Raw genomic sequence first — 20,194 nt, 5'->3', positions numbered from 1 at the left:
GCTTACTCGGCAGCCTCGGTCACTCCCACGAGGATATCGCGGATTTCAGCCTCTTTGATGTCGTCATGCTCGGCGATCACCACCAGACGCGAGCGGCGCTCTTCGCCGGATTCCCAAGGGCGGTCGTATTGATGACGAACGCGGGCGCCAACAGCCTGAACCAACAGACGCATCGGCTTGCCTTGAACAGCGGCATAGCCCTTGACGCGCAGGATGTTCAGCTCATTGGCAAGACGTTCGATATTGGCGACCAGTTGGGCCGGGTCTGTCTGTTCCGGCAGCTCGATGATGATGCTTTCGAAATCGTCATGTTCGTGATCATGGTGACCATCGTGATGGCTTGGCCGCGCGTCCATGTCATCCTCGGCGGCTGCCTCAAGACCCAGCACAACGCGCACGTCAACGGCACCTTCGGCGACTTCGACGACGGGCAGCGGGCGTGGAGCCTCGGCTGCGATCACTTCTTTGGCCTTCGCCACACCTTCCGGGCCGGCTAGGTCAGGCTTGGTTAGCAGGATGATGTCGGCGCACGAAATCTGATCCTCGAACACCTCGGACAGGGGCGTTTCATGGTCGATCGAATCGTCAGCCAGGCGCTGGGCGTCGACGGCTTCGACATTCGGGGCAAAACGCCCGGCGGCCACGGCCTCGGCATCGGCCAGCGCGATCACGCCGTCCACGGTGATTTTCGAGCGGATATCGGGCCAGTCAAACGCTTTCAGCAACGGTTTGGGCAGGGCCAGGCCCGAAGTTTCGATCAGGATATGATCGGGGCGCGGTTCCAGCGCCATCAGCGCCTCGATAGTCGGAATGAAATCATCGGCCACGGTGCAGCAGATGCAGCCATTGGCCAGTTCCATGATGTTTTCCGCCGGGCAATCCGGAATGGCGCAGGATTTCAGGATGTCGCCATCGACACCCACATCGCCGAATTCGTTGACGACAACGGCCAGACGCTTGCCCTGCGGGTTCTGCATCAGGTGCTTGACCAGCGTGGTTTTGCCCGAGCCCAGAAAGCCGGTGATCACAGTGACAGGGAGTTTTTCGAGATTGCTCATTTCAGGGCTCCAATCGGGGGAATGCGGGCCGCACAGTTTTTGCGGAAATGTTCGGGACGTTCGCGCCATTTGACCAGACCGTCTTCGGCGGCGAGGTACTTAGTGACGCCTTCGACGATGGTGTCGACATGGTCGGTTTCGTTCAGGTTTTCGTACACAAAGGTCCAGCGGGTCGGACCGCCGCGCAGCACGATGGAACACCCTTGATCGCAGTTCGACAGGCATTCGACCGGTTTCAGCTCGATCCCGTCGGGCAAACCGGCGTCTTCCAGTGCCTTGTGCAGCAGGGTGCCCGGACGCTGTGCATCGTCCTCAATCGGCAGCCCACGACGACAGGTGGTGCAGACCAGCAGCTCGACTGGTGCAGTCTCGGTCACGTCTCTCATCCCCCCAAATCCTCTTCGCAGGGGACGGGGTTTCATGCGGGCCACGTCTGCACATGGACCCGACACCGGATCACCCCGTCCGGTTTCAACTTCGGGCGCTGGCAGGTCTCCCGGCTTGCGGATGTCGAGGCGTTTGCCCCGGCGGATGTCCCGCCTTCCCGGCCTTTCGGGCCAGTGGCATTTGGGCACCCTCTCCGGTCACGGTCGCGGGGGCGGCTGCGTTTGACGGTCACCCGCTGACGCATTCCCTTTTCATCCATCCTAAGATGGACACCAACGCAAGCGACATGCGGCACGGGCAGGGGGCTTGTCAAGCACGAGGCGCGTGGTGAAATCGCTCAAGCCAAAAAAGCGACCAGCCTATGTCAATCCGCGGCATCAGCGGCCAGCCTTTCCCGCAGCCAGGCGCAAAACAACCCTGCCGCAGCGGTCGGTTGGGCAGCGCCTTGTGTACTGATCAGGTAATGCGACTGGGCAAAGGGAATCGCAGGGCCTGCAATTGCAATCGGCGCAGCCTGCCGGATCGCATTCCGGGCGAACCGTTCCAGTACCGTTGCATAGCCCGCGCCGGCCATCACAAGCTGCAGTGCTGCGACCGAGGTGTCCACCGAATGTCGGGGCGGCTGGTCCGGAAGCGCGAGCCCGTTGGCCTGAAAGTACCGCGCCCAGTTGTCTTCGTATCCAAGGATATGAATCAGAGGGCCTTGCCGCAGTACGTTCAGGGTCGCGGGCGAGTCCCCGGCCCGGCATACCGGTACCAGCTTTTCGTCTGTCAGCTTTTCGGACTGAACGCCGGGCCAATCGCCATAACCCAGCCGGATTTCCACATCCACATCGCCGGGGGCCACGCTGTCATTCCAGATGTGCGAGACAAGGCGTACTGGGATCTCGGGGTGGCGAGCGGTAAAGTCGGGCAGTTCCGCCGCGACCCAATAGGTGGCCGTCGATATCGCCGCACGGATTGTCAGGGTCTGGCGCGAGGCAGGGCCGAACAGGCTGTTGGTGGACAGGGCGATGTCGCCAAGCGCACGCCGCACAGTCAACGAATAAGACTGCCCCAGCTCAGTCAGTTCCAACCGGCGGGCATTCCGGGTGAACAGCTTTTGCCCAAGCTCGGCCTCAAGCGACCGGATGTGCAACGAGACCGCCGTCTGCGTCAGGCCCAGCTCTTTTGCTGTGGTGGTAAAATTCAGATGCCGCGCGGCGGTTTCAAAGCTGCGCAACCATGTGGGGTTTGGAAGGCGATCCATATATCACCAAATTATTTTGACCATAATTGGCATTATTAATCATTTTCGTTTCTGGCAGACAACACGGATACTCGGCCCGAATACGACCGTCAGGAGGGAAACATGAAAGTCGGATTTATCGGTTTAGGAAATGTGGGCGGCAAACTGTCCGGCTCGCTTCTGCGCAACGGGATTGACCTGACGGTTCACGACCTTAACCCCGATTTGGTGGCCGAGTTTGTGGCCAAAGGGGCCGAAGCCGCCGAGAGCCCGGCGCAGATGATGCGGGATTGTGATGCTGTTATAACCTGCCTGCCGTCCCCGGCGGCCTCGGACGCAGTGATGCATGATATGCTGCCCGAGGTCGGGCCAGGCAAGATCTGGATGGAGATGTCGACCACCGACGAGGCCGAGGTCAAACGATTGGGGGCCATGGTGATCGAGCGTGGAGGCGCGGCGGTGGATTGCCCGGTTTCGGGCGGGTGCCACCGGGCGGCCACTGGCAATATCTCGATTTTCGCCGGATGTGATCGCGAAACCTTTGAGCGGATTCTGCCGTTTTTAACCACGATGGGGCGGCGCGTGCTGCACACGGGGGAGTTGGGTTCAGCCTCGGTCCTAAAAGTTCTGACCAACTATCTAGCGACCGCAAACCTGATCACCTGTGCCGAAGCGCTGGTAACGGCCAAAGCGGCCGGGATGGATTTGAACACCACTTATGAGGCGATAAAGATTTCGTCGGGCACTTCATTCGTGCATGAAACGGAAAGCCAGGTCATTCTAAACGGGTCCCGCGATATCTCGTTCACCATGGACCTTGTCAAAAAGGATATTGGACTGTTCCAAGACGTCGCCGACCGCGCCGGAGTGCCCTTGGAAATCAACCCGGTGATGATCCGTATTTTCGAAGACGGTATCGCCCGCTATGGTGAACGCGAACTGTCACCGAATATTATCAAGCGGTTGGAGGACGCGACCGGGCTGGATATCACGGCGCCCGGTTTCCCGACCGAGATGCACGATGACGAACCGGAAGAGCCGGGCTATGAAGTTATCCCACAGAGAGGTCAGGCCGAATAGCGCAGACTGCGCGCATTTGAAAACTCGTTAGATAATCAAAGGAGTGGAGGCGAGTACCGGAATCGAACCGGTGTACACGGATTTGCAATCCGCTGCGTCACCACTCCGCCAACTCGCCTTTTCAAGTAAAATCAAATACTTGCCGTGGTGTGGCAGGCGTTTTAACACCTTTCGTCAGGGGCGTCCAGTGGGTTGATTGCAAAAATCCGCTTCCATGTGTTGCGGCATGGCGCGGCGCGACACCAAGTCTCTGCGATCTGGTGTAACTTTCGACGTTGCAGCCGTTGCCGGTTTCTTCTGGATGTGGCAAAAGCCGGACGTACTAGGGAAAAACATGGGCGATCCAATGACAGATTTCGCAACCCGGCGCCGCACGATGGTCGATACGCAGATCCGACCCTCGGATGTAACGAAATTCCCCATCATTGACGCGATGCTGACCGTCCAGAGAGAGAATTTTGTTCCTGACGCTCAGCGTGAAGCGGCCTATGCCGAAGGCGTGATCGACCTGGGGGGCGACCGTTGTCTGCCCGAACCGCGGACGCTGGCCAAAATGCTGGATGCGCTGAATATCTCGAATGACGAGGCTGTATTGGATATCGCCCCGGCGCTGGGCTATTCCACCGCGGTTGCCGCGCGCATGGCGCAGCTGGTGGTTGCCGTGGAAGAAGATGAAGATATGGCCACCGAAGCGCAAACGATCTTGATGGAAGCAGACGCCGACAACGCGATTGTACATGTTGGACCGCTGGCGCAGGGCGCGACCGAACACGGCCCCTATGACGTCATCATGATACAAGGCGGGGTTGAGCAGGTTCCCGAGGCATTGATCGCCCAGTTGAAGGATCACGGACGCATTGCCTGCCTGTTCGTCGAAGGAGAGCTTGGAACCGTTCGGATCGGGCATAAATCCGGCGGTCGGGTGACGTGGCGTCATGCATTCAACGCCAATGCCCCGGTTTTGCAGGCATTTTCCGCCGAGTGTGCATTTTCGCTATAATTTCATCGCTTATTTTTCTGCTACCTTGATTAGTTGAAAACATCGGCGCAAACTACGCCCAGGGCAGCGTAATTTTGATTTGAGAAGGATTTCGACATGCGTTCAAGGACAGGGGGAAAGCTAATAAAGGCGATGGCACTGACCGCGGGGCTCGCGCTCAGTGTCGTACCAGGGCGTGCGGTATGGGCTGATAACCTGACCGACGCGTTTATCGGGGCCTACAATACAAGTGGCCTGCTGGAACAGAACCGTGCCTTGTTGCGCGCGGCTGATGAAGACGTTGCAATCGCGCTGTCGGCGCTGCGCCCGATCATCAACTGGGCGGTTGAGGTCAGTCAGAATTACAATCGCAACAGCACGAGCGCTGGTGTTGTGCGGGATGAGCCAGCCAACTTTTTCACCGGCCTCACCCTGAGCCAGCTGATCTATGATGGCGGCTTCTCGGTTCTGGGCAAGCAATCGGCGCAGGAAACGGTGCTGGCCACACGGCAAACCTTGCTGGATGTTGAACAGGACGTCCTGTTTCGCGGCTTGAACGCGTATTTGGGTGTTCTGCTGCAAGAAGAAACTGTGCAGATTCGCCTGAACAACGTGGATGTGTCAGCCGAAGAATTGCGCGCCTCTCAGGACCGCTTTGATGTGGGGGAGGTGACCCGGACGGACGTCGCGCTGTCTGAAGCACAGCTGGCTAGCTCGCAAGCGGATCTGGCGGTTGCGCGCGGTAACCTGAGCATTGCGCAGGCCGAATATGTGAACGCCGTGGGCAAGGCGCCGGGCCGCACTGCCGGTCAACCAAGCCTGCCGAACCTGCCGCGATCCGAAGGTGAGGCCGTTAGCCTTGCACAGCGCAACCATCCGGCTATTCAGTCAGCGCAACATCAGGTGCGGGCGCTGGATTTGTTCGTTCAACAGCAGCGTGCCAACCTTGGTCCGAATGTCAGGCTGAATGCTGACGCGGGCCTGCGCGAAAGCTATGACAACGATGACAGCCTCGAAGATGCGACTGTCGCGTTGCGCTTTGAACAGCCGATCTATGCCGGTGGCCGTCTGGCCGCCACGGTCCGTCGGGCAATGGCAACACGCGACGCGTCGCGCGCCAATTTGCTGAACGTGCAAAAGGATATCACCCAGGGGGTCGCGGACGCCTATGCCGCCTACCAGGCCGCCAGCGCCAGCCTAAGGGCATCGACAGAGCGGGTGCGGGCCTCGCAGGTGGCCTTTGACGGTATCCGCGAAGAAGCGACCTTGGGCGCGCGGACTACGTTGGACGTGCTGAACGCACAGCAGGATCTACTGGACGCACAACTGGCTGAGGTTGCATCGCGCACCGAAAGATCGCGTGCCGCTTATCAGCTTCTGGATGCGCAAGGTTTGCTGACGGCTGAACGTCTGGGTCTGGCTGTCCAGATTTATGATCCAACCCTATATTACAACTTGGTTAAAAAGGCTCCGGCGCAAGTTAGTAGGCAAAGCCGGGACCTGGATCGCGTCCTCAAAGCCTTGCGTCGCGACTAAGGGCCAATACTACCTGTTGTTAGGACCGGTTTGTTTAGCTACACTCGATCCCGAGGATAGAGCGGTAGAGAACAATGACGGATAAAGTCGTAAAAGCGGGAATCGAGGACGTCTTGTCCTCGATTAAGCGTCTGGTCACTGAAGAAGATCGTAAAATTCCGGGTGTTATGGCGTCATCCAACACGCGAAAGCCCGGCAGGCTGGTTCTGACCGACGCATTGCGAGTCGGTGAAGTGGCCGTGAAAGAGAAGCCTCAGCCAGAAAAAGCGGAACCGGTTTACAAGGCCGAAGATTCTGTCAAACCAATGCTTCTGCGGGCTTGCGATATCGTGAAACATGCCGAACCCGCGGTCGAACAGCAAACCACGACTGAGCCAGAGGACGGCCTGACCGGCAGTCTGAGCGCCAAGATCGAAGCGTTGGAAACCGCAATTGCCCGAACCGAAGATCAGTGGGAGCCGGACGGCGACAGCGAAGATGCTTATTCCGGCACGCCGACGAAGCCACTTGAGTGGGCTGCGGAGGCCGAGACACCGGCAAAACCGCTGGAGTGGGCCGCAGAAGATGAGTTCAACATCACCTACTCGGCAAAGATCAGCCAAGCTGAAAGGATACACGAGGACGTTGACACTGCCACAAAGGCGACCTTTGTCCGCGACCCTGCGGTCGCAGCGTCTGCGCAGGCAGTGAAGTCAGCATCAAAAGAATTGCATGTGCGACCCACTGGCAAAGATGCGCAGATTGCAGGCAAAAACTCGCTGTTGATGGACACAGATCCACTGGCTACGGGACTGGACGCGTTGACCATGGACGAAGACGCGCTGCGCGGTCTGATCGCGCAGGTCGTTCGGGAAGAGCTGCAAGGCGTTCTGGGCCAGCGTATCACCCGCAATGTCCGCAAAATGGTGCGACGTGAGATTTACCGCGCACTGGCCGAGCGCGAAGTTGATTAAACCTTAGGGCCGCTTCGGCGGCCGTGCCATACCCAGCAGGCGATCGAGGTCCATATGCTGTTCCAGATGATCCGCCAGCGCGTCCAGCGTATCCTCGACCCCATCCTCATAAGACAAATCTGATGCCGCGCCCAATTTCTCTAGGTAACGGGCGCGGAAGGTGTCGGATGAAAAGATGCCGTGCAGATAACTGCCACGAATGCGGCCCGTTTTGTCTGTGGCGCCTTCCGGTCGTCCGCCAATCTCAAGCCAGGCGTGGCCGCAATCGGGACCTTCGGTTTGGCCCATGTGAATCTCATACCCGGTGACCGGCTCGTGGCACGGAATAGTGCGTGCCGTGCGCAGGGTAACCTGCTTTTGACCTGCCATGATGGTGGTCACGTCCAACAAGCCCAGCCCGTCAACCGTGCCGGGCCGGCCATCGACGCCATCGGGATCGGCGATGGTCTTGCCCAGCATCTGGTACCCGCCGCACAGACCCAGCACATGGCCACCCCGACGAACATGGGCATATAGGTCGATATCCCAGCCCTGCGCCCGGAAGTAGGCCAGATCACCGATGGTGGATTTGCTGCCGGGTAACAGCACCAGATCGGCATCACCGGGCAGGGGACGACCAGCCGGGATGATCTCAACGGTGACACCCGGTTCGGCGGACAAAGGATCCAGGTCGTCGAAATTCGCCATGCGTTCCAGTTGCGGCACAACCACCTTGCAGGCCCCGCCGCTGTACGAGCGGATGTCCATCATATCCTCTGCAGGTAACCTCCAAGCGTCATGAAACCACGGAACTACGCCCATGCATGGCCATCCTGTGCGGGTGGCGATGTCGTCACGCCCCTCATCAAACAGGGAGACGTCGCCCTTGAACCGGTTGACGGCGAAACCTGTGATCATCTCAAGATCACCGGCATCCAGAACCGCCTGCGTGCCGACGATTTGCGCAATGACTCCGCCTCGGTGGATATCGCCCACCAGAACGACCGGTATGTCAGCGGCACAGGCAAAGCCCATATTGGCGATGTCGCCCTTGCGCAGGTTGGTTTCAGCCGGGCTGCCGGCACCTTCGATCAGCACCAGATCGGCATCGCTGCACAGCCGGTAAAAGCTTTCCAGCGCGGCACCCAGCAGTTTGGATTTGTCTTTACGATAGTCACCCGCCTTCATCGTACCCGAACGCTGGCCTTGAACTATGATTTGAGCGCCAGTGTCCGTTTCCGGTTTCAACAGAATCGGGTTCATATCCGTATGGGTCGGGCGCTTGGCTGCACGCGCCTGCAAGGCCTGCGCGCGGCCAATCTCGCCACCATTCTCGGTCACGGCGGCATTGTTGGACATGTTCTGTGGCTTGAACGGAGCTACCCTCAGCCCGCGCCGCGTATAAGCGCGCGCTAGCCCGGCCACCAAAACTGATTTTCCGACATTGCTGCCGGTGCCCTGAATCATGATGGCGCGAACCATGGTCGTCTCCTATACGTTAGGGCGCAGATGACCTGATTTGACACCAAAGGGAAAGCCCCGGATGAACACGCCCGCGCATCTTTTGATCGGCGCTGCCGCTTTTGCGCGGCCTGCGCGGGGGGCAATTCTGTGGGCTGCGGTGCTGGGATCTGTTCTGCCCGATCTGTCGCTGTATGTCATGGCTGGGGTGTCCTTGCACGTCTTGAACATCCCGCCGCAGATCGTTTTTGACGAGCTATACTTCTCACCGGCCTGGCAGACAGTGTTTGCCATTGACAACTCGTTCATCTTGTGGGGTCTGGCGCTGATGCTTGGGCTCTGGCGTGGATGGCGTTTTTTGACAGTCACAGCGTCCGCAGGGCTGTTGCATCTGTCGATGGATTTTCTGCTGCATGCCGGTGACGGTCGCCCGCAATTTTGGCCGTTGAGCGAATGGGTCTTTCACAGCCCGGTCAGCTATTGGGACAGTTCGCATCACGCCCTTTGGGTGGCACCTGTTTCTGTCGTCATATGTGCAACGTCTTATGTGGTGCTATGGAACAGGGGGCTGTCAGCGCCCGCAAAGCTGTTCTTTGCCGTATTACTGGGGGCCGAGATTTGGGTTGCCCGCCAATGGCTGCTGTTTTTCTGACCGCCAAAAAGAAAAACGCGCCCCAGAAAGCGGGCGCGTTTTTTCCTGCAGATGTCGCCTTGGTTTAAGCGGCTTCTGCCTGCTGAGCGGCATTGCGACGCTCGCTTTCTTCACGCGACAGCGCGACCGAGGTACGCACGCCACGACCAACGAACTCCATCAGTCCGCCGACAACCCGTTCGTTGGGGTCGATACCTGCGCAGGACAGCACCTCGCGACCGTCGCGCGAGCGGGCCCAACGGGCGATCTGTTCCGGGCCATTGCCGTATTTCTTGTCATCGGCAATAGCGTCATCCAGTGCAGCCAGCACAACGGCTGCGAAAAGTTTGCGTGCACGATTGCCTTGCTCATTGTTAAAGGCAGTGCCGTCAACGAAATCTCTCATCTCGTCTTCCTTGTTGTTCTTGCTCTTGCATTTTCGGCGTGACGGTCCTTATGACCTATTAGATGTGATTCGGATACAGCTAAAATGCATAGTTGCGTTGCGTCATTTGCATAGCTTGCTGCAAGTGCAGCACTAGGTCTCGTTGTCTTGTCAGGTGTGGTTACGCCAGATATAGGGACGGGAACTGACGCATCAACCGTTTGTGAAGGATTTATGTCATGCCCAAGATAAATGGGAACGAAATTCGCCCCGGCAACGTGCTTGAGCATAACGACGGGCTGTGGGCTGCTGTTAAGGTCGACCATGTAAAGCCCGGTAAAGGCGGTGCTTTTGCGCAGGTCGAACTGCGCAACCTGCGCAATGGTTCGAAATTGAACGAACGTTTCCGTTCGGCGGACAAGGTCGAGCGCGTGCGCCTGGAACAGAAAGATCAGCAGTTCCTGTACGAATCTGACGGCATGCTGGTGTTCATGGATTCCGAGACCTATGAGCAGATTGAGCTGCCCGCCGAACTGTTGGGTGAACGTCGCCCGTTTCTGCAGGACGGCATGACCATCGTGGTCGAATTCTATGAAAGCGAGGCGCTGAACGCTACGCTGCCCCAAAAAGTGACCTGCAAGATCGTCGAGACCGAGCCGGTGGTCAAAGGTCAGACCGCTGCGAACTCGTTCAAACCGGCGATTCTGGACAATGGCGTGAAGGTCATGGTGCCGCCGTTCATCGGTCAGGATGAGATGATCGTGGTGAACACCGAAAGCATGGAATACTCCGAACGCGCGTAAATCGGCGCTTTGGCGAAACACGAAAAGACCGCGACGGTAGGGGCCGCGCGGTCTTTTTTAGTGCAGTTTTCTGGGTCGGCGATACCGTTCGGGATTGGGGCCGAACAATTCCAGCATCAGTTCGTATTTAATGCGGTTGGCACTGACTTGTCGGTAAAAGGCGATCAAAAAGGCCGTGGGGCCCTGAATGCGGCCAAGACCGCTGGTGGCGGCAACCACGGTGCCCACATCCGTTTTGCCATTCAGAACCAGATACCCGCCCAGCATCAGAACACCGACTGTGCCTGCGCCATTAATGACACTCAGCAGAAATTTGGCCGACAGCTTCCACAAGAACATGCGGCGGCGCGTGTTGTAGATATCGTCGAACTGGGCCTCAATATCGCGCGCCACGGCGTCAATGTCTTCGGTGGTCAGCCTGTCGGTAGAGCTGCGCAATATGCGGACCCGCTCCGCCACAAAGACGTTCACCTTTCGCTGCGAGACCAGCACAATCACGATCTGCGGCACGATCATTGAAAAGGCGATCATGCCCAGCCCGGGTTGCGTGGACGAGATGTAGCCAATGACGCTGATCAGCGTGCCGATCTGCACAACCGGGTCTGAAAAGGCGCCGCCGGCGAACTTTCCCAACTCCTCGGCCTCGGCCGAGATGGCCGTGGTCATGGTTCCTGAGCGCATTTTCTCACCGGTTTCACTCAGGTCGGACGAACGCACCAAAAGCCGCTGGCGGATCATGCGGATCAGATCCTCGCCTAGCGTCCCGGCGCGATAGCCCAGCAACCATTTCAAGGCCAGACTCAGCAGGATGACTGACATCATGCCTGTGCCAAGGTAAAGCAATCGCTCGGTGCTGATATCGTTCGAGGTCAGATGGTTAACGATATCGCGCTGAAACTCCAGCGGCACCGCGGCAAGGCCTGCGATGGCGATGGACAGGAGAATAAGAATGATTTGCCGTCCGGCGCTGGCACGCCAGATCGCAGCGTATAACTTAAGCATATGCGCATCCGTTCAATGGACTGACCACACTGTGGCAGCGCCCCGAATATGTTCAAAGGGTGTCGGGCCGCGCTACGGTTCAGCCGTGCCGGAATGGCAACATGTTAGGTGTCAAGCGTGACGGTGGCCTCGGCGGCCTGCATATCGTCGCTGGCGCGGTCAAACCTCAGATAGGCGATCCCCTGACCGTTCGATTGGGTGAACAAGGTACCGGCCGGTTTGCCGCCAGATGTAATCTCGGTCCCTACCGGTGCCGCGCCATTGACCCGGACACGACGCAGCCCTTTGCGCAACTCAGTCTTGTGTTTCATGCGGGCGGTGACTTCCTGCCCGACATAACATCCCTTTTTGAAGTCGACACCGTTCAGACCTTCGAACCCGGATTCTAGGATATAGCTGTCTGGGGTCAGCTCGATACCGGTTTCCGGAATGCAGTGTCGCACGCGGATGGCGTCCCAATCGGTACCATCGACGCCTTCGGCCTCGGCCGTATACGCCCGCCACCCCATATCTGGATGGCGCGGATCGGGCAGGGCGCCTGCGGGCGCGGTGCGAGTACCGCGTTGCAGGTTAAGGCCGCTATCTTCGATCGAAACATCGGCGCGTAGCTTGTACATGCCCAGCCGCTTGACGAACCCATCGGCGATATCTTCGGCGACATCCAGAAGAACCGTATCGCCGTCGCGTTTCAGAAAGAAGTCCGCCAGATACTTGCCCTGCGGGGTCAGCAGCGCGGCATAGACCAACCCCTGATCCAGTCCGGAAATATCATTGGTAACCAGCCCCTGAAGAAAGCTGTCAGTGTCCGACCCGCTAAGGCGCAGAATACGGCGATTGGGCATGGGGTGGTCCTCGTCTTTTCCCTTGGCCCCGTGATATAGGAGATCGCGCCGCCATGACCAGAGGATATCCGCCTTGCCAGCACCAATCAGCATCGTCATCCCGACCCTGAACGCGGCTGAGGCCTTGTTGGAATCCCTGCCTGCTTTGATGGAGGGTTTGCACACGGGGTTGGTCCGAGAGCTGATTGTTACCGATGGTGGATCGACCGACCAGACCCTTGAAATTGCAGAAGAGGCAGGGGGCGAGATCGTGACCGGGCCATCCTCACGCGGGGGGCAGTTGCGGCGGGGCTGCTCGGCAGCCAAAGGCGAATGGCTTTTGGTCCTGCACGCCGATACAATCTTGCAAGAAGGGTGGAGCAAGGACGTGGCAGAGCATTTGCCCACGGGCAACCCCGCGGCGTTTCGTCTGACCTTTCAGGCCAGTGGGTTTTGGCCAGCTTGGGTTGCGGGCTGGGCTAACATGCGCAGCCGGGTGTTCAGCCTACCTTATGGTGATCAGGGGTTGCTTGTGTCGCGTCGCGCCTATGACAAAGCCTCAGGTTACCCGGACCAACCGTTGATGGAGGACGTGGCGCTGGCGCGCGCCTTGCCACATATCACCCTGTTGAACACCCGCGCGGTTACGAGCGCGGACCGCTATGCACGGGCGGGGTGGATGCGTCGGGGGGCGCGGAATCTGTGGACTCTGGCACGATACTTTCTTGGGGCTGATCCAGAGCGTCTGGCTCAGGCGTATCGGCGATGAGCGTTGTGCGCAGTTCGACAATGGATTTGCCCAATCGGAAAGGCGCGGCAAAGCTGACCAGACATAGGGCGACGATCTGCAACACCAGAATATGCGCGTTTTCCTGTAGGTATTCCCATTCGTCCTTTAGCTTTCCGACCTGATCGACCAGATCATCATAGCTTTGGGCGAGGATCAGATAGTCCCCGGCAATAGCAGGCACTTTCCGGCGCATGTTGTCGATCGCGACCTGTGTTGCATCGTCCAGGGTGGTGAAAACCAGAAACTGGTCAATGCTGAACGCATCGGCCTTGGCGGCCATAGCGCGTATTTCCTCCTGCTCGTCTCTTGCTTGTCCGCCTAACAGGAAATGCAATCCTTGCAAGGGCGCGACCTCATTGGTCACGGCGATGAACAATGGCAGGTCAGCATTACTGGCGGTTGAGGCCGAAAGGAATTCAACCTTATCGCACAAAACGGCGGTGTCCGGGTCATAGGCCGGATCGCAGAACCGCAGTCGGAACCGCGCGGCGTCGCGGTCAAAAGCAAGCGTCGCGGCATAGGCCACATCGATTTGCCGGTCCAACCGCGAACTGTCCGAGGTGTAGAGCCCGGCCAGAACCGCCACCAGCGCGCCGATGCCGCCCAGAACGACCCAGACCAGGTCGGCCAGCTTCCATGCCCGGTGCCCGGCCGGTTTGCGAAATAGAAACGCGGTGCCAACCGAGCCAATAATAAAGAACAAGATCAGCAGGGGCAGTTGATTATCGGTCACAAATGTCATGACACCAAAGTGACCGCGTGCCAGCGCGCTGGCAACACTCCTCACGTTCAGTTGTAGAGATTTCGCATCAACAGGGCTTGGCCTGCAGGGCAGCTATCTTGCGCTGGTCAAAGGCACAATCACCGCTCCCTCCTGCGGTGGAAACCCAAACAGCCTCACCGAAAACATTCTCAAAACACTGATCGAAGCTGCGTTGTGATTGGCCTCAACCTGTGCAAATAACTTAGCCGGTCCGCTTTGCAGGACAGTTTCTTCCTTTACGAAAGGTTCGGATGTGACCCTGTTTGTCATTGCCATCATTTTGACGGCGGCAGTGTTGCACGCGGTATGGAATGCGATTGTCAAAACCGCAGCTGATCGGACCACCACTTTAGGTCTGGTGGCATTGGGGCATGTCATTCCAGCAACGGTAATGATCCTGTTGCTGCCACTGCCCAGTGCCGAAAGCTTTCCATACATCCTGATCTCAACCGTGGTGCATTTCGGCTATTATTTCATGCTGGGCAAAGCCTATCAGCACGGAGACTTAAGCGTCGTATATCCAATTGCCCGGGGTATCGTTCCTGCGCTTGTATCGCTGTGGGCCATGCTGTTGGTGGGCGAGGTGCTGCCGCTGCAAGCCTGGGGTGGGATCGCCCTGATTGCCGTTGGTATCCAGCTCAGCAGTTGGAAGGCATTGCGCTCTGGCGTGGGGCGTTGGGCCCTTGGATTTGCACTGGGCACGGGCTTTTGCATCTCGATTTATTCGGTCGTGGACGGTATTGGCGTGCGCTTGTCCGGCAATACGCTTAGCTACTGGGCCTGGGGCGCGTTTCTGCACCTGTTTATCGCGGGGTTTGTCGGTATCCGTCGACGGAAAACTCTGGCTGAACTGCCTGCCAAAGTCTGGATGATCGGTATTCTGGGCGGGCTTGTTTCGATGACAGCCTATGGTCTGGTGCTTTATGCCAAAAACTTCGCTCCGCTTGGTGCAGTTTCGGCGTTGCGGGAAACCTCGGTTATATTCGCGGCGCTGATCGGGTTTGTTTTCTTGAAAGAGGGCAACTGGATGCGGCGACTTGGTGCCGCGGTTCTAATGGCTGTTGGAGTGGCGCTGATAGGCCTGTCCGTCTGATACGCCTGCGACACAGCCTTGCTGAAGCCGCCCCCGATCTCTCATAGTAACGTGAGAAAAGGGAGCGTTTTCATGACCAAAGAGATTGTTCTGATCCACGGTGCCTTTGCCGGGCCATGGTGTATGCAGGATTACGCCGGGTTTTTTCGCGACCGGGGCTGGACTGTACACACCCCCGCGCTGCGCTATCACGGCGGGGACTCAAAGGCCGAACCCGACCCGCGCCTGACCGATACCAGCGTGATGGACTATGCCAACGACATAGCAGAGTTCGTGCAGGGGTTAGACAGCAAACCGGTTCTGTTGGGCCACGCCATCGCCGGAGTTGTAGCACAGCAGGTGGCCTCACGCGGGTTGGCCAGCGCTATTGTCCTGATCAACCCGAACGCGCCGTGGGGCACCTTGCCCGAAACCGATGACGAACGCGCCATCCCGCGTGCGTTGATGGAGGGCGGGGCGTTCTGGAAACAGCCCATGCGGGTCGAGTTCGACCTGATGGCCCCCTTCGCGCTGAACAAAATACCCGAGGCGCAGCAGCATGCGGTGTTCGACCGTTTAGGCGCCGAAAGCGGGCGGGTGATGTTTGAGATGTTCTTTTGGATGTTCGACGATCACCACGCGATGAAGGTCGATATCGACAAGGTCGATTGCCCGGTGCTGGTCGTTTCAGGAACCGAGGACCGGGCCGTGAACCCCAACACCTGCCGCGCTCTGGCGCAGCTTTACGGCGACCATGCGACTTTCCTGCCTGTCGAGAACCACGCGCATTTCCTTTTCATGGAGCCCGGCTGGGAAAAGCCCGCCGCGCAGATCGCGGACTGGTTAGAGGAGAAGGTGGGCTAGCCCGCCCACCTTAAGTGTTCAGTTATTGGTCGAGAACGTGCTCTGCGGTTTCCACTTCATCGTGCCGTCGTCCTCACGGTGACAACGCAGCAGGCGTTCCTGGATCGTGCTGACCGTCTGGGTAACGGTGTTGTCGCCGACCAGCAGGACAAACGCGTCCTGCGAATAGGCCATGCCGTTATAGTAGCAGAACTTGGTCTCGGCCCCGTCCGGAATTGGGGATGCGGTGGTCAATGTCTGCTGCGCACTCGCTTGGCTGGCCAGTAGCGCCAAGGCCAGCCCAAGGGTTAGTGTTTTCATGTCGTCCTCCCGTTCGAAAATCTGTTGTTGGTTTCATTGCGTCTTGGACGCTCGGAACCTCAATTGTCGCTCTTGAATGACGGTTTGAAGTAAGTGTGAACGAGATCAACGGGTTAGGCAAGGGGAGTGTTTAGTGGCGGCTGGCGGAGACGATCCGCGCTTGCCACCTAAAGCCTGATGCAAAGCATTAAGCACACACTCGACTCGCCCCCATAGGCCGACGCGAAATCGTGTTCTTGCCTAGCAAAACTTATTAATAGACTGTCGCGCTACCTCTCTTGTTCGAGCGCGACTCTGCCCATTCACCATCTCATCAAGATAAACCAACTGCATAGCGATTAGCGCCCTACCATCGAAATTCTGAAAAATTGGCGGGCCAAAAATCTCGCTTGAGAATGTGTCTTTCGAAATGAGTGAATCCAATCCAATCGGATCTCCGGGCACACCACTTGCGTTGAAAATTTCTTCTTTCACACAATTTGCGAACATCTCAGGGGAAATAGACGTTTTTATCCAAACCTCTGAATATTCAATCTCTGCGTTTGGCCAGTCAAAGTTTGTCACTAGGCAGGTTAGCTTTTCAGATTTCAAGAATTTTGAAAAAAACTCTGGTTCGAAAGAAGTTAGATTTGTTTCTGCAACGTCGCCAACTAATAGGATATGGATGATACCTGTTACAGTTTCCGGGTGTTCATCAAGGTAGAATTTAAGGCCGGATAATTGGCGCACTATGTTGACTGTATATGCCAAATTAGCATCAAATATTTTTCTGATTGCTTCAGAACTACCGTTATCTAACGTGATTTGTATAGGGCCAGTTCTTTTCTTCAAACCATTGTCGCAGCCATCAGGTGAGTGGCAATACTCAACGTCATGCGCCATATGTGCGACCAAGTCCGGGAAGGAACCCTCGCCTTTTATACTTTCGTACAATTCGATGTAGTCGCATGCATTTTTTGACAACTCTGTATTTGCGGCAGTAGTGAAAGCGAGAAATACTGTGCCTGCTGCGAGAGTGAGTTTGAATTTGATCACTAGTTTAATAGCTTTCTTTTAGATTTTGATGGGATAAACCCTTCAAGCTATTGCTTCATTTAGACTGGCGCTGCCCAATCTCTAAAGGTTGACACTTGTAGTAAGAAATCAAACATCCAACTCCTCCACAAACCGCGCGTTCTCCTGAATGTACTGGAACCGCAGTTCGGGTTTTTTGCCCATCAGACGCTCGACTAGATCGCCGGTCTCGCCGGGTTCGTCCTCGTCGATGGTGACGCGGATCAGTTTGCGCGAAGCCGGGTCCATCGTGGTCTCTTTCAGGTCCTTGGCGTCCATCTCGCCCAGACCCTTGAAGCGGGACACGTCTATCTTGCCCTTGCCGCCCAGACCTTTCTCAAGCCACTCGTCACGCTCAGCCTCGTCCAGACAATAGACGCGTTTCGCGCCTTGGGTCAGGCGGTACAAAGGCGGGCAGGCGAGGTACAGGTGGCCGGCTTCGATCATCGGGCGCATCTGGGTGAAGAAGAACGTCATCAGCAGCGCCGCGATATGCGCCCCGTCCACATCCGCGTCGGTCATGATGATGATCTTGTCATAGCGCAGGTCGTCGACGTTGAACTTGGTGCCAAGGCCGACACCCAGCGCTTGGGTCAGGTCGTTGATCTCGGCATTGGTACCCAGTTTCGAACTGGCCGCGCCCAGCACGTTCAGGATTTTACCTCGCAGGGGCAGCAGCGCCTGCGTTTTGCGGTTGCGGCCCATTTTCGCGGAACCACCGGCCGAGTCACCCTCGACGATGAATAATTCCGTGCCATCGCGTGTTGAACTAGAGCAGTCCACCAACTTGCCGGGAAGACGAAGTTTCTTAGTGGCGGATTTGCGTTGTGTTTCCTTCTCGGCCCGTCGGCGCAGGCGTTCTTCGGATCGCAGGATGAGGAAGTCCAAAATGGCGCCGGCGGATTTCGTGTCCGCGGCCAGCCAGTTATCAAAATGGTCGCGGACAGAGTTTTCGACCAGCCGCTGTGCCTCGACCGTGGCCAGACGGTCTTTGGTCTGACCGACGAATTCGGGTTCGCTGATGAAACACGACACCAGAGCGCAGCCGCCAGTGATCAGGTCGTCACGGGTGATCTGTCCGGCCTTTTTGTTGTTGATCAACTCGCCATAGGCTTTGATCCCCTTGAGGACCGCAGCCCAGAAGCCTGCCACATGGGTGCCGCCTTCGGGCGTGGGAACGGTGTTACAGTAGGACTGGATGAACCCGTCACGCGATGGCGTCCAGTTGATTGCCCATTCGACCTTGCCGGGGGTGCCGAATTTCTCGTTAAAGTCCACGGTGCCAGCAAAGGGTTGCTCGGCATAGGTGGACGAGCCATTCATCGTCTCTTTCAGATAATCCGACAGACCACCGGGAAAGTGGAAACTCGCCTCGGTCGGGGTCTCGCCATCGTCGATGGCGGACTTCCAACGGATTTCAACGCCCGAGAAAAGATAGGCTTTGGAGCGGATGGATTTGAACAGCCGCGCCGGTTTGAACTTGTGATGGCCGAAGATCTCAGCATCGGCGTGGAAGGTGACTGTGGTGCCCCGCCGGTTGGGGGCTGCACCGACCTTTTCTACTGGTCCCAGCGGGATACCGCGTGAGAACCGCTGTTCGAACAGCGTTTTATCCCGCGCCACCTGCACGACCATCGAATCCGACAATGCGTTTACCACAGATGCGCCCACGCCGTGCAGGCCCCCCGAAGTCTGGTACGCCTTGCCCGAGAATTTGCCACCCGCGTGCAGGGTGCACAGGATTACCTCTAGCGCCGATTTGTCAGGGAATTTCGGATGCGGATCAATCGGAATACCGCGCCCGTTGTCGCGCACGGTCAGAGCGTAATCGGCGTGCAGTTCAACCTCGATCCGGTTGGCGTGGCCCGCGACCGCTTCGTCCATCGAGTTGTCGAGGATTTCGGCCACCATATGGTGCAAAGCGCGCTCATCAGTGCCGCCGATATACATACCGGGGCGTTTTCGGACCGGCTCAAGACCTTCCAGAACCTCAATCGAAGAGGCGTCGTAAGTGGTGGTCGCGCTTGGCGTCAACAGATCGTCGGGCATCGGGGCTGCTCTTGTTTTTAGGTTGAGACCCATTATGGCAGGTGATGTGGTCCGGGGGAAGAGGGGCGCGAGGTGTTGTGGGCGATTGGCTGTGATCTTGCTGGGCGATACCCACGCACGCAACCGAAGTTATTGAGGTTTTTCCGCCGTCAAGCGCACCCCACCGATCCGCCTTTGCTTCACGTCGCTGACAAATTGCGCGTACATTTTCAGGAAGGTATCGCCTTTGGACGGGTTGCCCGCGCGTTCGGCCTCGGCATCCAGGGTTTGATACATGCTGAGACGCCGCGCCAGGATTTCACCCCAGGACGCTGTTACATCGTCGGCAGATACAATGGTAAATCCAGCTTTGGCCAACTGGGCTTCGTATTCGGGAATGCTCAGCAGGGACTGGCAAGCAAATCGTTGGTGGTACAGCTCCATCTCATCGTCGGGCAGGGGCGTATGCATCACCCAATCGGTAAAGGCGAACCGTCCGCCGGGGCGCAGAACGCGAATGACTTCGGACAGAGCTTTGAGCTTGTCGGGGATATGCAAGAAGGATTCCTGACTGACTGCCGCGTCGAAATGCGCCCCGTCAAACGGTATTTCCATCGCGCTGCCCAGAATTGGATGAACCTGATACTGTAACCCGACAAGGGCGTTCAGTTCCTTGGCACCGTCAACGCGGTTGGGGCTGATATCAAGGCCAGTGACGTCAACGTTGCGCTCAGCGGCGTACCAGCGCGCAGGCCCGCAAAGCCCGGCACATACATCCAGAATGCTGTCGCCGGATTTCATCCTGGCCTTGTCCGCCAAACGGGCGTTGGCATTCAGGCCGTCATAGTGATCCTGATCATAAGGGTAGAGCGCTTGCGGGGTCACATCCTCAAGCGATCCGCGAAGGCTTGTCAGCTTGGTCAGGATATGCGGCGCGGAAATTGGGTGGTTGGCATAGAATTCAGTGACAGTTTTCTCCGCCATTTCCATGAGATACTCCCTTACTTGCGTTTCGTCAGCT

Annotated in this window: 20 protein-coding genes, 1 tRNA gene and 1 riboswitch; of the genes, 9 read left to right on the top strand and 12 right to left on the bottom strand. The window is 57.7% G+C overall.

Translation table 11 applies throughout. The features are described from left to right. Positions 1–2: 2 nt before the first annotated feature. The 3 genes from cobW to AB1A64_RS06780 form a co-directional block, all read right to left on the bottom strand. Entirely contained in the window at positions 3–1,058 is a 1,056-nt protein-coding gene (cobW, locus tag AB1A64_RS06790) for a cobalamin biosynthesis protein CobW (protein ID WP_366550704.1), read from the bottom strand. Further along, a complete protein-coding gene (locus tag AB1A64_RS06785) occupies positions 1,055–1,444 on the bottom strand; it encodes a DUF1636 domain-containing protein (protein WP_366550703.1) in 390 nt (129 codons plus the stop codon). The genes cobW and AB1A64_RS06785 overlap by 4 nt, the downstream gene beginning before the upstream one ends. A gap of 82 nt (positions 1,445–1,526) precedes the next feature. Further along, positions 1,527–1,737: riboswitch (cobalamin riboswitch) on the bottom strand. Positions 1,738–1,809: 72 nt separating this feature from the next. Continuing rightward, complete coding sequence (locus AB1A64_RS06780) at positions 1,810–2,694, bottom strand: LysR substrate-binding domain-containing protein (RefSeq protein WP_366550702.1); 885 nt, start codon at positions 2,692–2,694, stop codon at positions 1,810–1,812. A gap of 102 nt (positions 2,695–2,796) precedes the next feature. Here AB1A64_RS06780 and AB1A64_RS06775 point away from each other — a divergent pair, with 102 nt between their 5' ends. Next, positions 2,797–3,753: an NAD(P)-dependent oxidoreductase gene (locus tag AB1A64_RS06775; RefSeq protein WP_366550701.1), complete on the top strand. Its 957-nt coding sequence runs from the start codon at positions 2,797–2,799 to the stop codon at positions 3,751–3,753. Between the two features lie 44 nt (positions 3,754–3,797). Here AB1A64_RS06775 and AB1A64_RS06770 read toward each other — a convergent pair. Further along, positions 3,798–3,871, bottom strand: a tRNA-Cys gene (locus AB1A64_RS06770). 228 nt (positions 3,872–4,099) lie between these two features. Between AB1A64_RS06770 and AB1A64_RS06765 the strand changes: the two genes are divergently transcribed. From AB1A64_RS06765 to AB1A64_RS06755, 3 genes are all read left to right on the top strand, one after another. After that, a complete protein-coding gene (locus AB1A64_RS06765) occupies positions 4,100–4,753 on the top strand; it encodes a protein-L-isoaspartate O-methyltransferase (RefSeq protein ID WP_366550771.1) in 654 nt (217 codons plus the stop codon). A gap of 96 nt (positions 4,754–4,849) precedes the next feature. Beyond that, entirely contained in the window at positions 4,850–6,268 is a 1,419-nt protein-coding gene (locus tag AB1A64_RS06760; RefSeq protein WP_366550700.1) for a TolC family outer membrane protein, read from the top strand. Between the two features lie 74 nt (positions 6,269–6,342). After that, on the top strand, positions 6,343–7,221 hold the full coding sequence (locus tag AB1A64_RS06755; protein ID WP_366550699.1) for a hypothetical protein: 879 nt from the start codon (positions 6,343–6,345) through the stop codon (positions 7,219–7,221). A gap of 3 nt (positions 7,222–7,224) precedes the next feature. Here the strand turns inward: AB1A64_RS06755 and AB1A64_RS06750 are convergent, their stop codons facing one another. Beyond that, a complete protein-coding gene (locus AB1A64_RS06750) occupies positions 7,225–8,682 on the bottom strand; it encodes a cobyric acid synthase (protein WP_366550698.1) in 1,458 nt (485 codons plus the stop codon). Positions 8,683–8,743: 61 nt separating this feature from the next. Between AB1A64_RS06750 and AB1A64_RS06745 the strand changes: the two genes are divergently transcribed. Further along, the gene (locus AB1A64_RS06745) at positions 8,744–9,313 is read left to right on the top strand and encodes a cobalamin biosynthesis protein CobQ (RefSeq protein WP_366550697.1); all 570 of its coding nucleotides are present in this window, start codon (positions 8,744–8,746) and stop codon (positions 9,311–9,313) included. Positions 9,314–9,377: 64 nt separating this feature from the next. On the opposite strand, the gene AB1A64_RS06740 is transcribed toward AB1A64_RS06745, so the two are convergent. Beyond that, positions 9,378–9,698 carry a DUF6280 family protein gene (locus tag AB1A64_RS06740; protein WP_008757056.1) on the bottom strand — a complete coding sequence of 107 codons (321 nt, stop codon included), beginning with the start codon at positions 9,696–9,698 and terminating at the stop codon, positions 9,378–9,380. A 218-nt stretch (positions 9,699–9,916) separates the two neighbouring features. On the opposite strand from AB1A64_RS06740, the gene efp reads away from it, so the two are divergent. After that, positions 9,917–10,480: an elongation factor P gene (efp, locus tag AB1A64_RS06735; RefSeq protein ID WP_170349189.1), complete on the top strand. Its 564-nt coding sequence runs from the start codon at positions 9,917–9,919 to the stop codon at positions 10,478–10,480. 57 nt (positions 10,481–10,537) lie between these two features. On the opposite strand, the gene AB1A64_RS06730 is transcribed toward efp, so the two are convergent. Both AB1A64_RS06730 and AB1A64_RS06725 read right to left on the bottom strand, forming a co-directional pair. Continuing rightward, a complete protein-coding gene (locus AB1A64_RS06730) occupies positions 10,538–11,482 on the bottom strand; it encodes an ABC transporter transmembrane domain-containing protein (RefSeq protein ID WP_366550696.1) in 945 nt (314 codons plus the stop codon). 104 nt (positions 11,483–11,586) lie between these two features. Next, positions 11,587–12,324, bottom strand: a complete 738-nt coding sequence (locus tag AB1A64_RS06725; RefSeq protein ID WP_366550695.1) for a folate-binding protein — start codon at positions 12,322–12,324, stop codon at positions 11,587–11,589. Positions 12,325–12,397: 73 nt separating this feature from the next. Here AB1A64_RS06725 and AB1A64_RS06720 point away from each other — a divergent pair, with 73 nt between their 5' ends. From AB1A64_RS06720 to AB1A64_RS06710, 3 genes are all read left to right on the top strand, one after another. Continuing rightward, entirely contained in the window at positions 12,398–13,072 is a 675-nt protein-coding gene (locus tag AB1A64_RS06720) for a TIGR04283 family arsenosugar biosynthesis glycosyltransferase (protein WP_366550694.1), read from the top strand. A 1,037-nt stretch (positions 13,073–14,109) separates the two neighbouring features. Continuing rightward, positions 14,110–14,949, top strand: a complete 840-nt coding sequence (locus AB1A64_RS06715) for a DMT family transporter (protein WP_170349185.1) — start codon at positions 14,110–14,112, stop codon at positions 14,947–14,949. A gap of 72 nt (positions 14,950–15,021) precedes the next feature. Next, positions 15,022–15,792: an alpha/beta hydrolase gene (locus tag AB1A64_RS06710; RefSeq protein WP_366550693.1), complete on the top strand. Its 771-nt coding sequence runs from the start codon at positions 15,022–15,024 to the stop codon at positions 15,790–15,792. Between the two features lie 18 nt (positions 15,793–15,810). On the opposite strand, the gene AB1A64_RS06705 is transcribed toward AB1A64_RS06710, so the two are convergent. The 4 genes from AB1A64_RS06705 to AB1A64_RS06690 form a co-directional block, all read right to left on the bottom strand. Next, a complete protein-coding gene (locus AB1A64_RS06705) occupies positions 15,811–16,092 on the bottom strand; it encodes a hypothetical protein (protein WP_366550692.1) in 282 nt (93 codons plus the stop codon). A 240-nt stretch (positions 16,093–16,332) separates the two neighbouring features. Continuing rightward, positions 16,333–17,127, bottom strand: coding sequence for a hypothetical protein (locus AB1A64_RS06700; RefSeq protein WP_366550691.1), 795 nt, complete (start codon positions 17,125–17,127; stop codon positions 16,333–16,335). 108 nt (positions 17,128–17,235) lie between these two features. Beyond that, positions 17,236–19,194 (bottom strand): DNA topoisomerase IV subunit B, encoded by a 1,959-nt coding sequence (parE, locus tag AB1A64_RS06695; protein ID WP_366550690.1) that lies wholly within the window; start codon positions 19,192–19,194, stop codon positions 17,236–17,238. Between the two features lie 129 nt (positions 19,195–19,323). Beyond that, positions 19,324–20,157 (bottom strand): methyltransferase domain-containing protein, encoded by an 834-nt coding sequence (locus AB1A64_RS06690; protein ID WP_366550689.1) that lies wholly within the window; start codon positions 20,155–20,157, stop codon positions 19,324–19,326. Positions 20,158–20,194: the final 37 nt, after the last annotated feature.

Origin of the sequence: Ruegeria sp. ANG10 (assembly GCF_040705255.1) — a bacterium.
In the GTDB taxonomy this organism is placed as follows: Bacteria; Pseudomonadota; Alphaproteobacteria; order Rhodobacterales; family Rhodobacteraceae; genus Ruegeria.
This window is presented reverse-complemented; position numbering and strand designations above follow the sequence as displayed.

Coding starts and splice junctions, on each gene's coding strand:
- cobW (WP_366550704.1), bottom strand. CDS start 1,058: ATGAGCAATCTCGAAAAACTCCCTGTCACTGTGATCACCGGCTTTCTG.
- AB1A64_RS06785 (WP_366550703.1), bottom strand. CDS start 1,444: ATGAGAGACGTGACCGAGACTGCACCAGTCGAGCTGCTGGTCTGCACC.
- AB1A64_RS06780 (WP_366550702.1), bottom strand. CDS start 2,694: ATGGATCGCCTTCCAAACCCCACATGGTTGCGCAGCTTTGAAACCGCC.
- AB1A64_RS06775 (WP_366550701.1), top strand. CDS start 2,797: ATGAAAGTCGGATTTATCGGTTTAGGAAATGTGGGCGGCAAACTGTCC.
- AB1A64_RS06765 (WP_366550771.1), top strand. CDS start 4,100: ATGACAGATTTCGCAACCCGGCGCCGCACGATGGTCGATACGCAGATC.
- AB1A64_RS06760 (WP_366550700.1), top strand. CDS start 4,850: ATGCGTTCAAGGACAGGGGGAAAGCTAATAAAGGCGATGGCACTGACC.
- AB1A64_RS06755 (WP_366550699.1), top strand. CDS start 6,343: ATGACGGATAAAGTCGTAAAAGCGGGAATCGAGGACGTCTTGTCCTCG.
- AB1A64_RS06750 (WP_366550698.1), bottom strand. CDS start 8,682: ATGGTTCGCGCCATCATGATTCAGGGCACCGGCAGCAATGTCGGAAAA.
- AB1A64_RS06745 (WP_366550697.1), top strand. CDS start 8,744: ATGAACACGCCCGCGCATCTTTTGATCGGCGCTGCCGCTTTTGCGCGG.
- AB1A64_RS06740 (WP_008757056.1), bottom strand. CDS start 9,698: ATGAGAGATTTCGTTGACGGCACTGCCTTTAACAATGAGCAAGGCAAT.
- efp (WP_170349189.1), top strand. CDS start 9,917: ATGCCCAAGATAAATGGGAACGAAATTCGCCCCGGCAACGTGCTTGAG.
- AB1A64_RS06730 (WP_366550696.1), bottom strand. CDS start 11,482: ATGCTTAAGTTATACGCTGCGATCTGGCGTGCCAGCGCCGGACGGCAA.
- AB1A64_RS06725 (WP_366550695.1), bottom strand. CDS start 12,324: ATGCCCAATCGCCGTATTCTGCGCCTTAGCGGGTCGGACACTGACAGC.
- AB1A64_RS06710 (WP_366550693.1), top strand. CDS start 15,022: ATGACCAAAGAGATTGTTCTGATCCACGGTGCCTTTGCCGGGCCATGG.
- AB1A64_RS06705 (WP_366550692.1), bottom strand. CDS start 16,092: ATGAAAACACTAACCCTTGGGCTGGCCTTGGCGCTACTGGCCAGCCAA.
- parE (WP_366550690.1), bottom strand. CDS start 19,194: ATGCCCGACGATCTGTTGACGCCAAGCGCGACCACCACTTACGACGCC.
- AB1A64_RS06690 (WP_366550689.1), bottom strand. CDS start 20,157: ATGGCGGAGAAAACTGTCACTGAATTCTATGCCAACCACCCAATTTCC.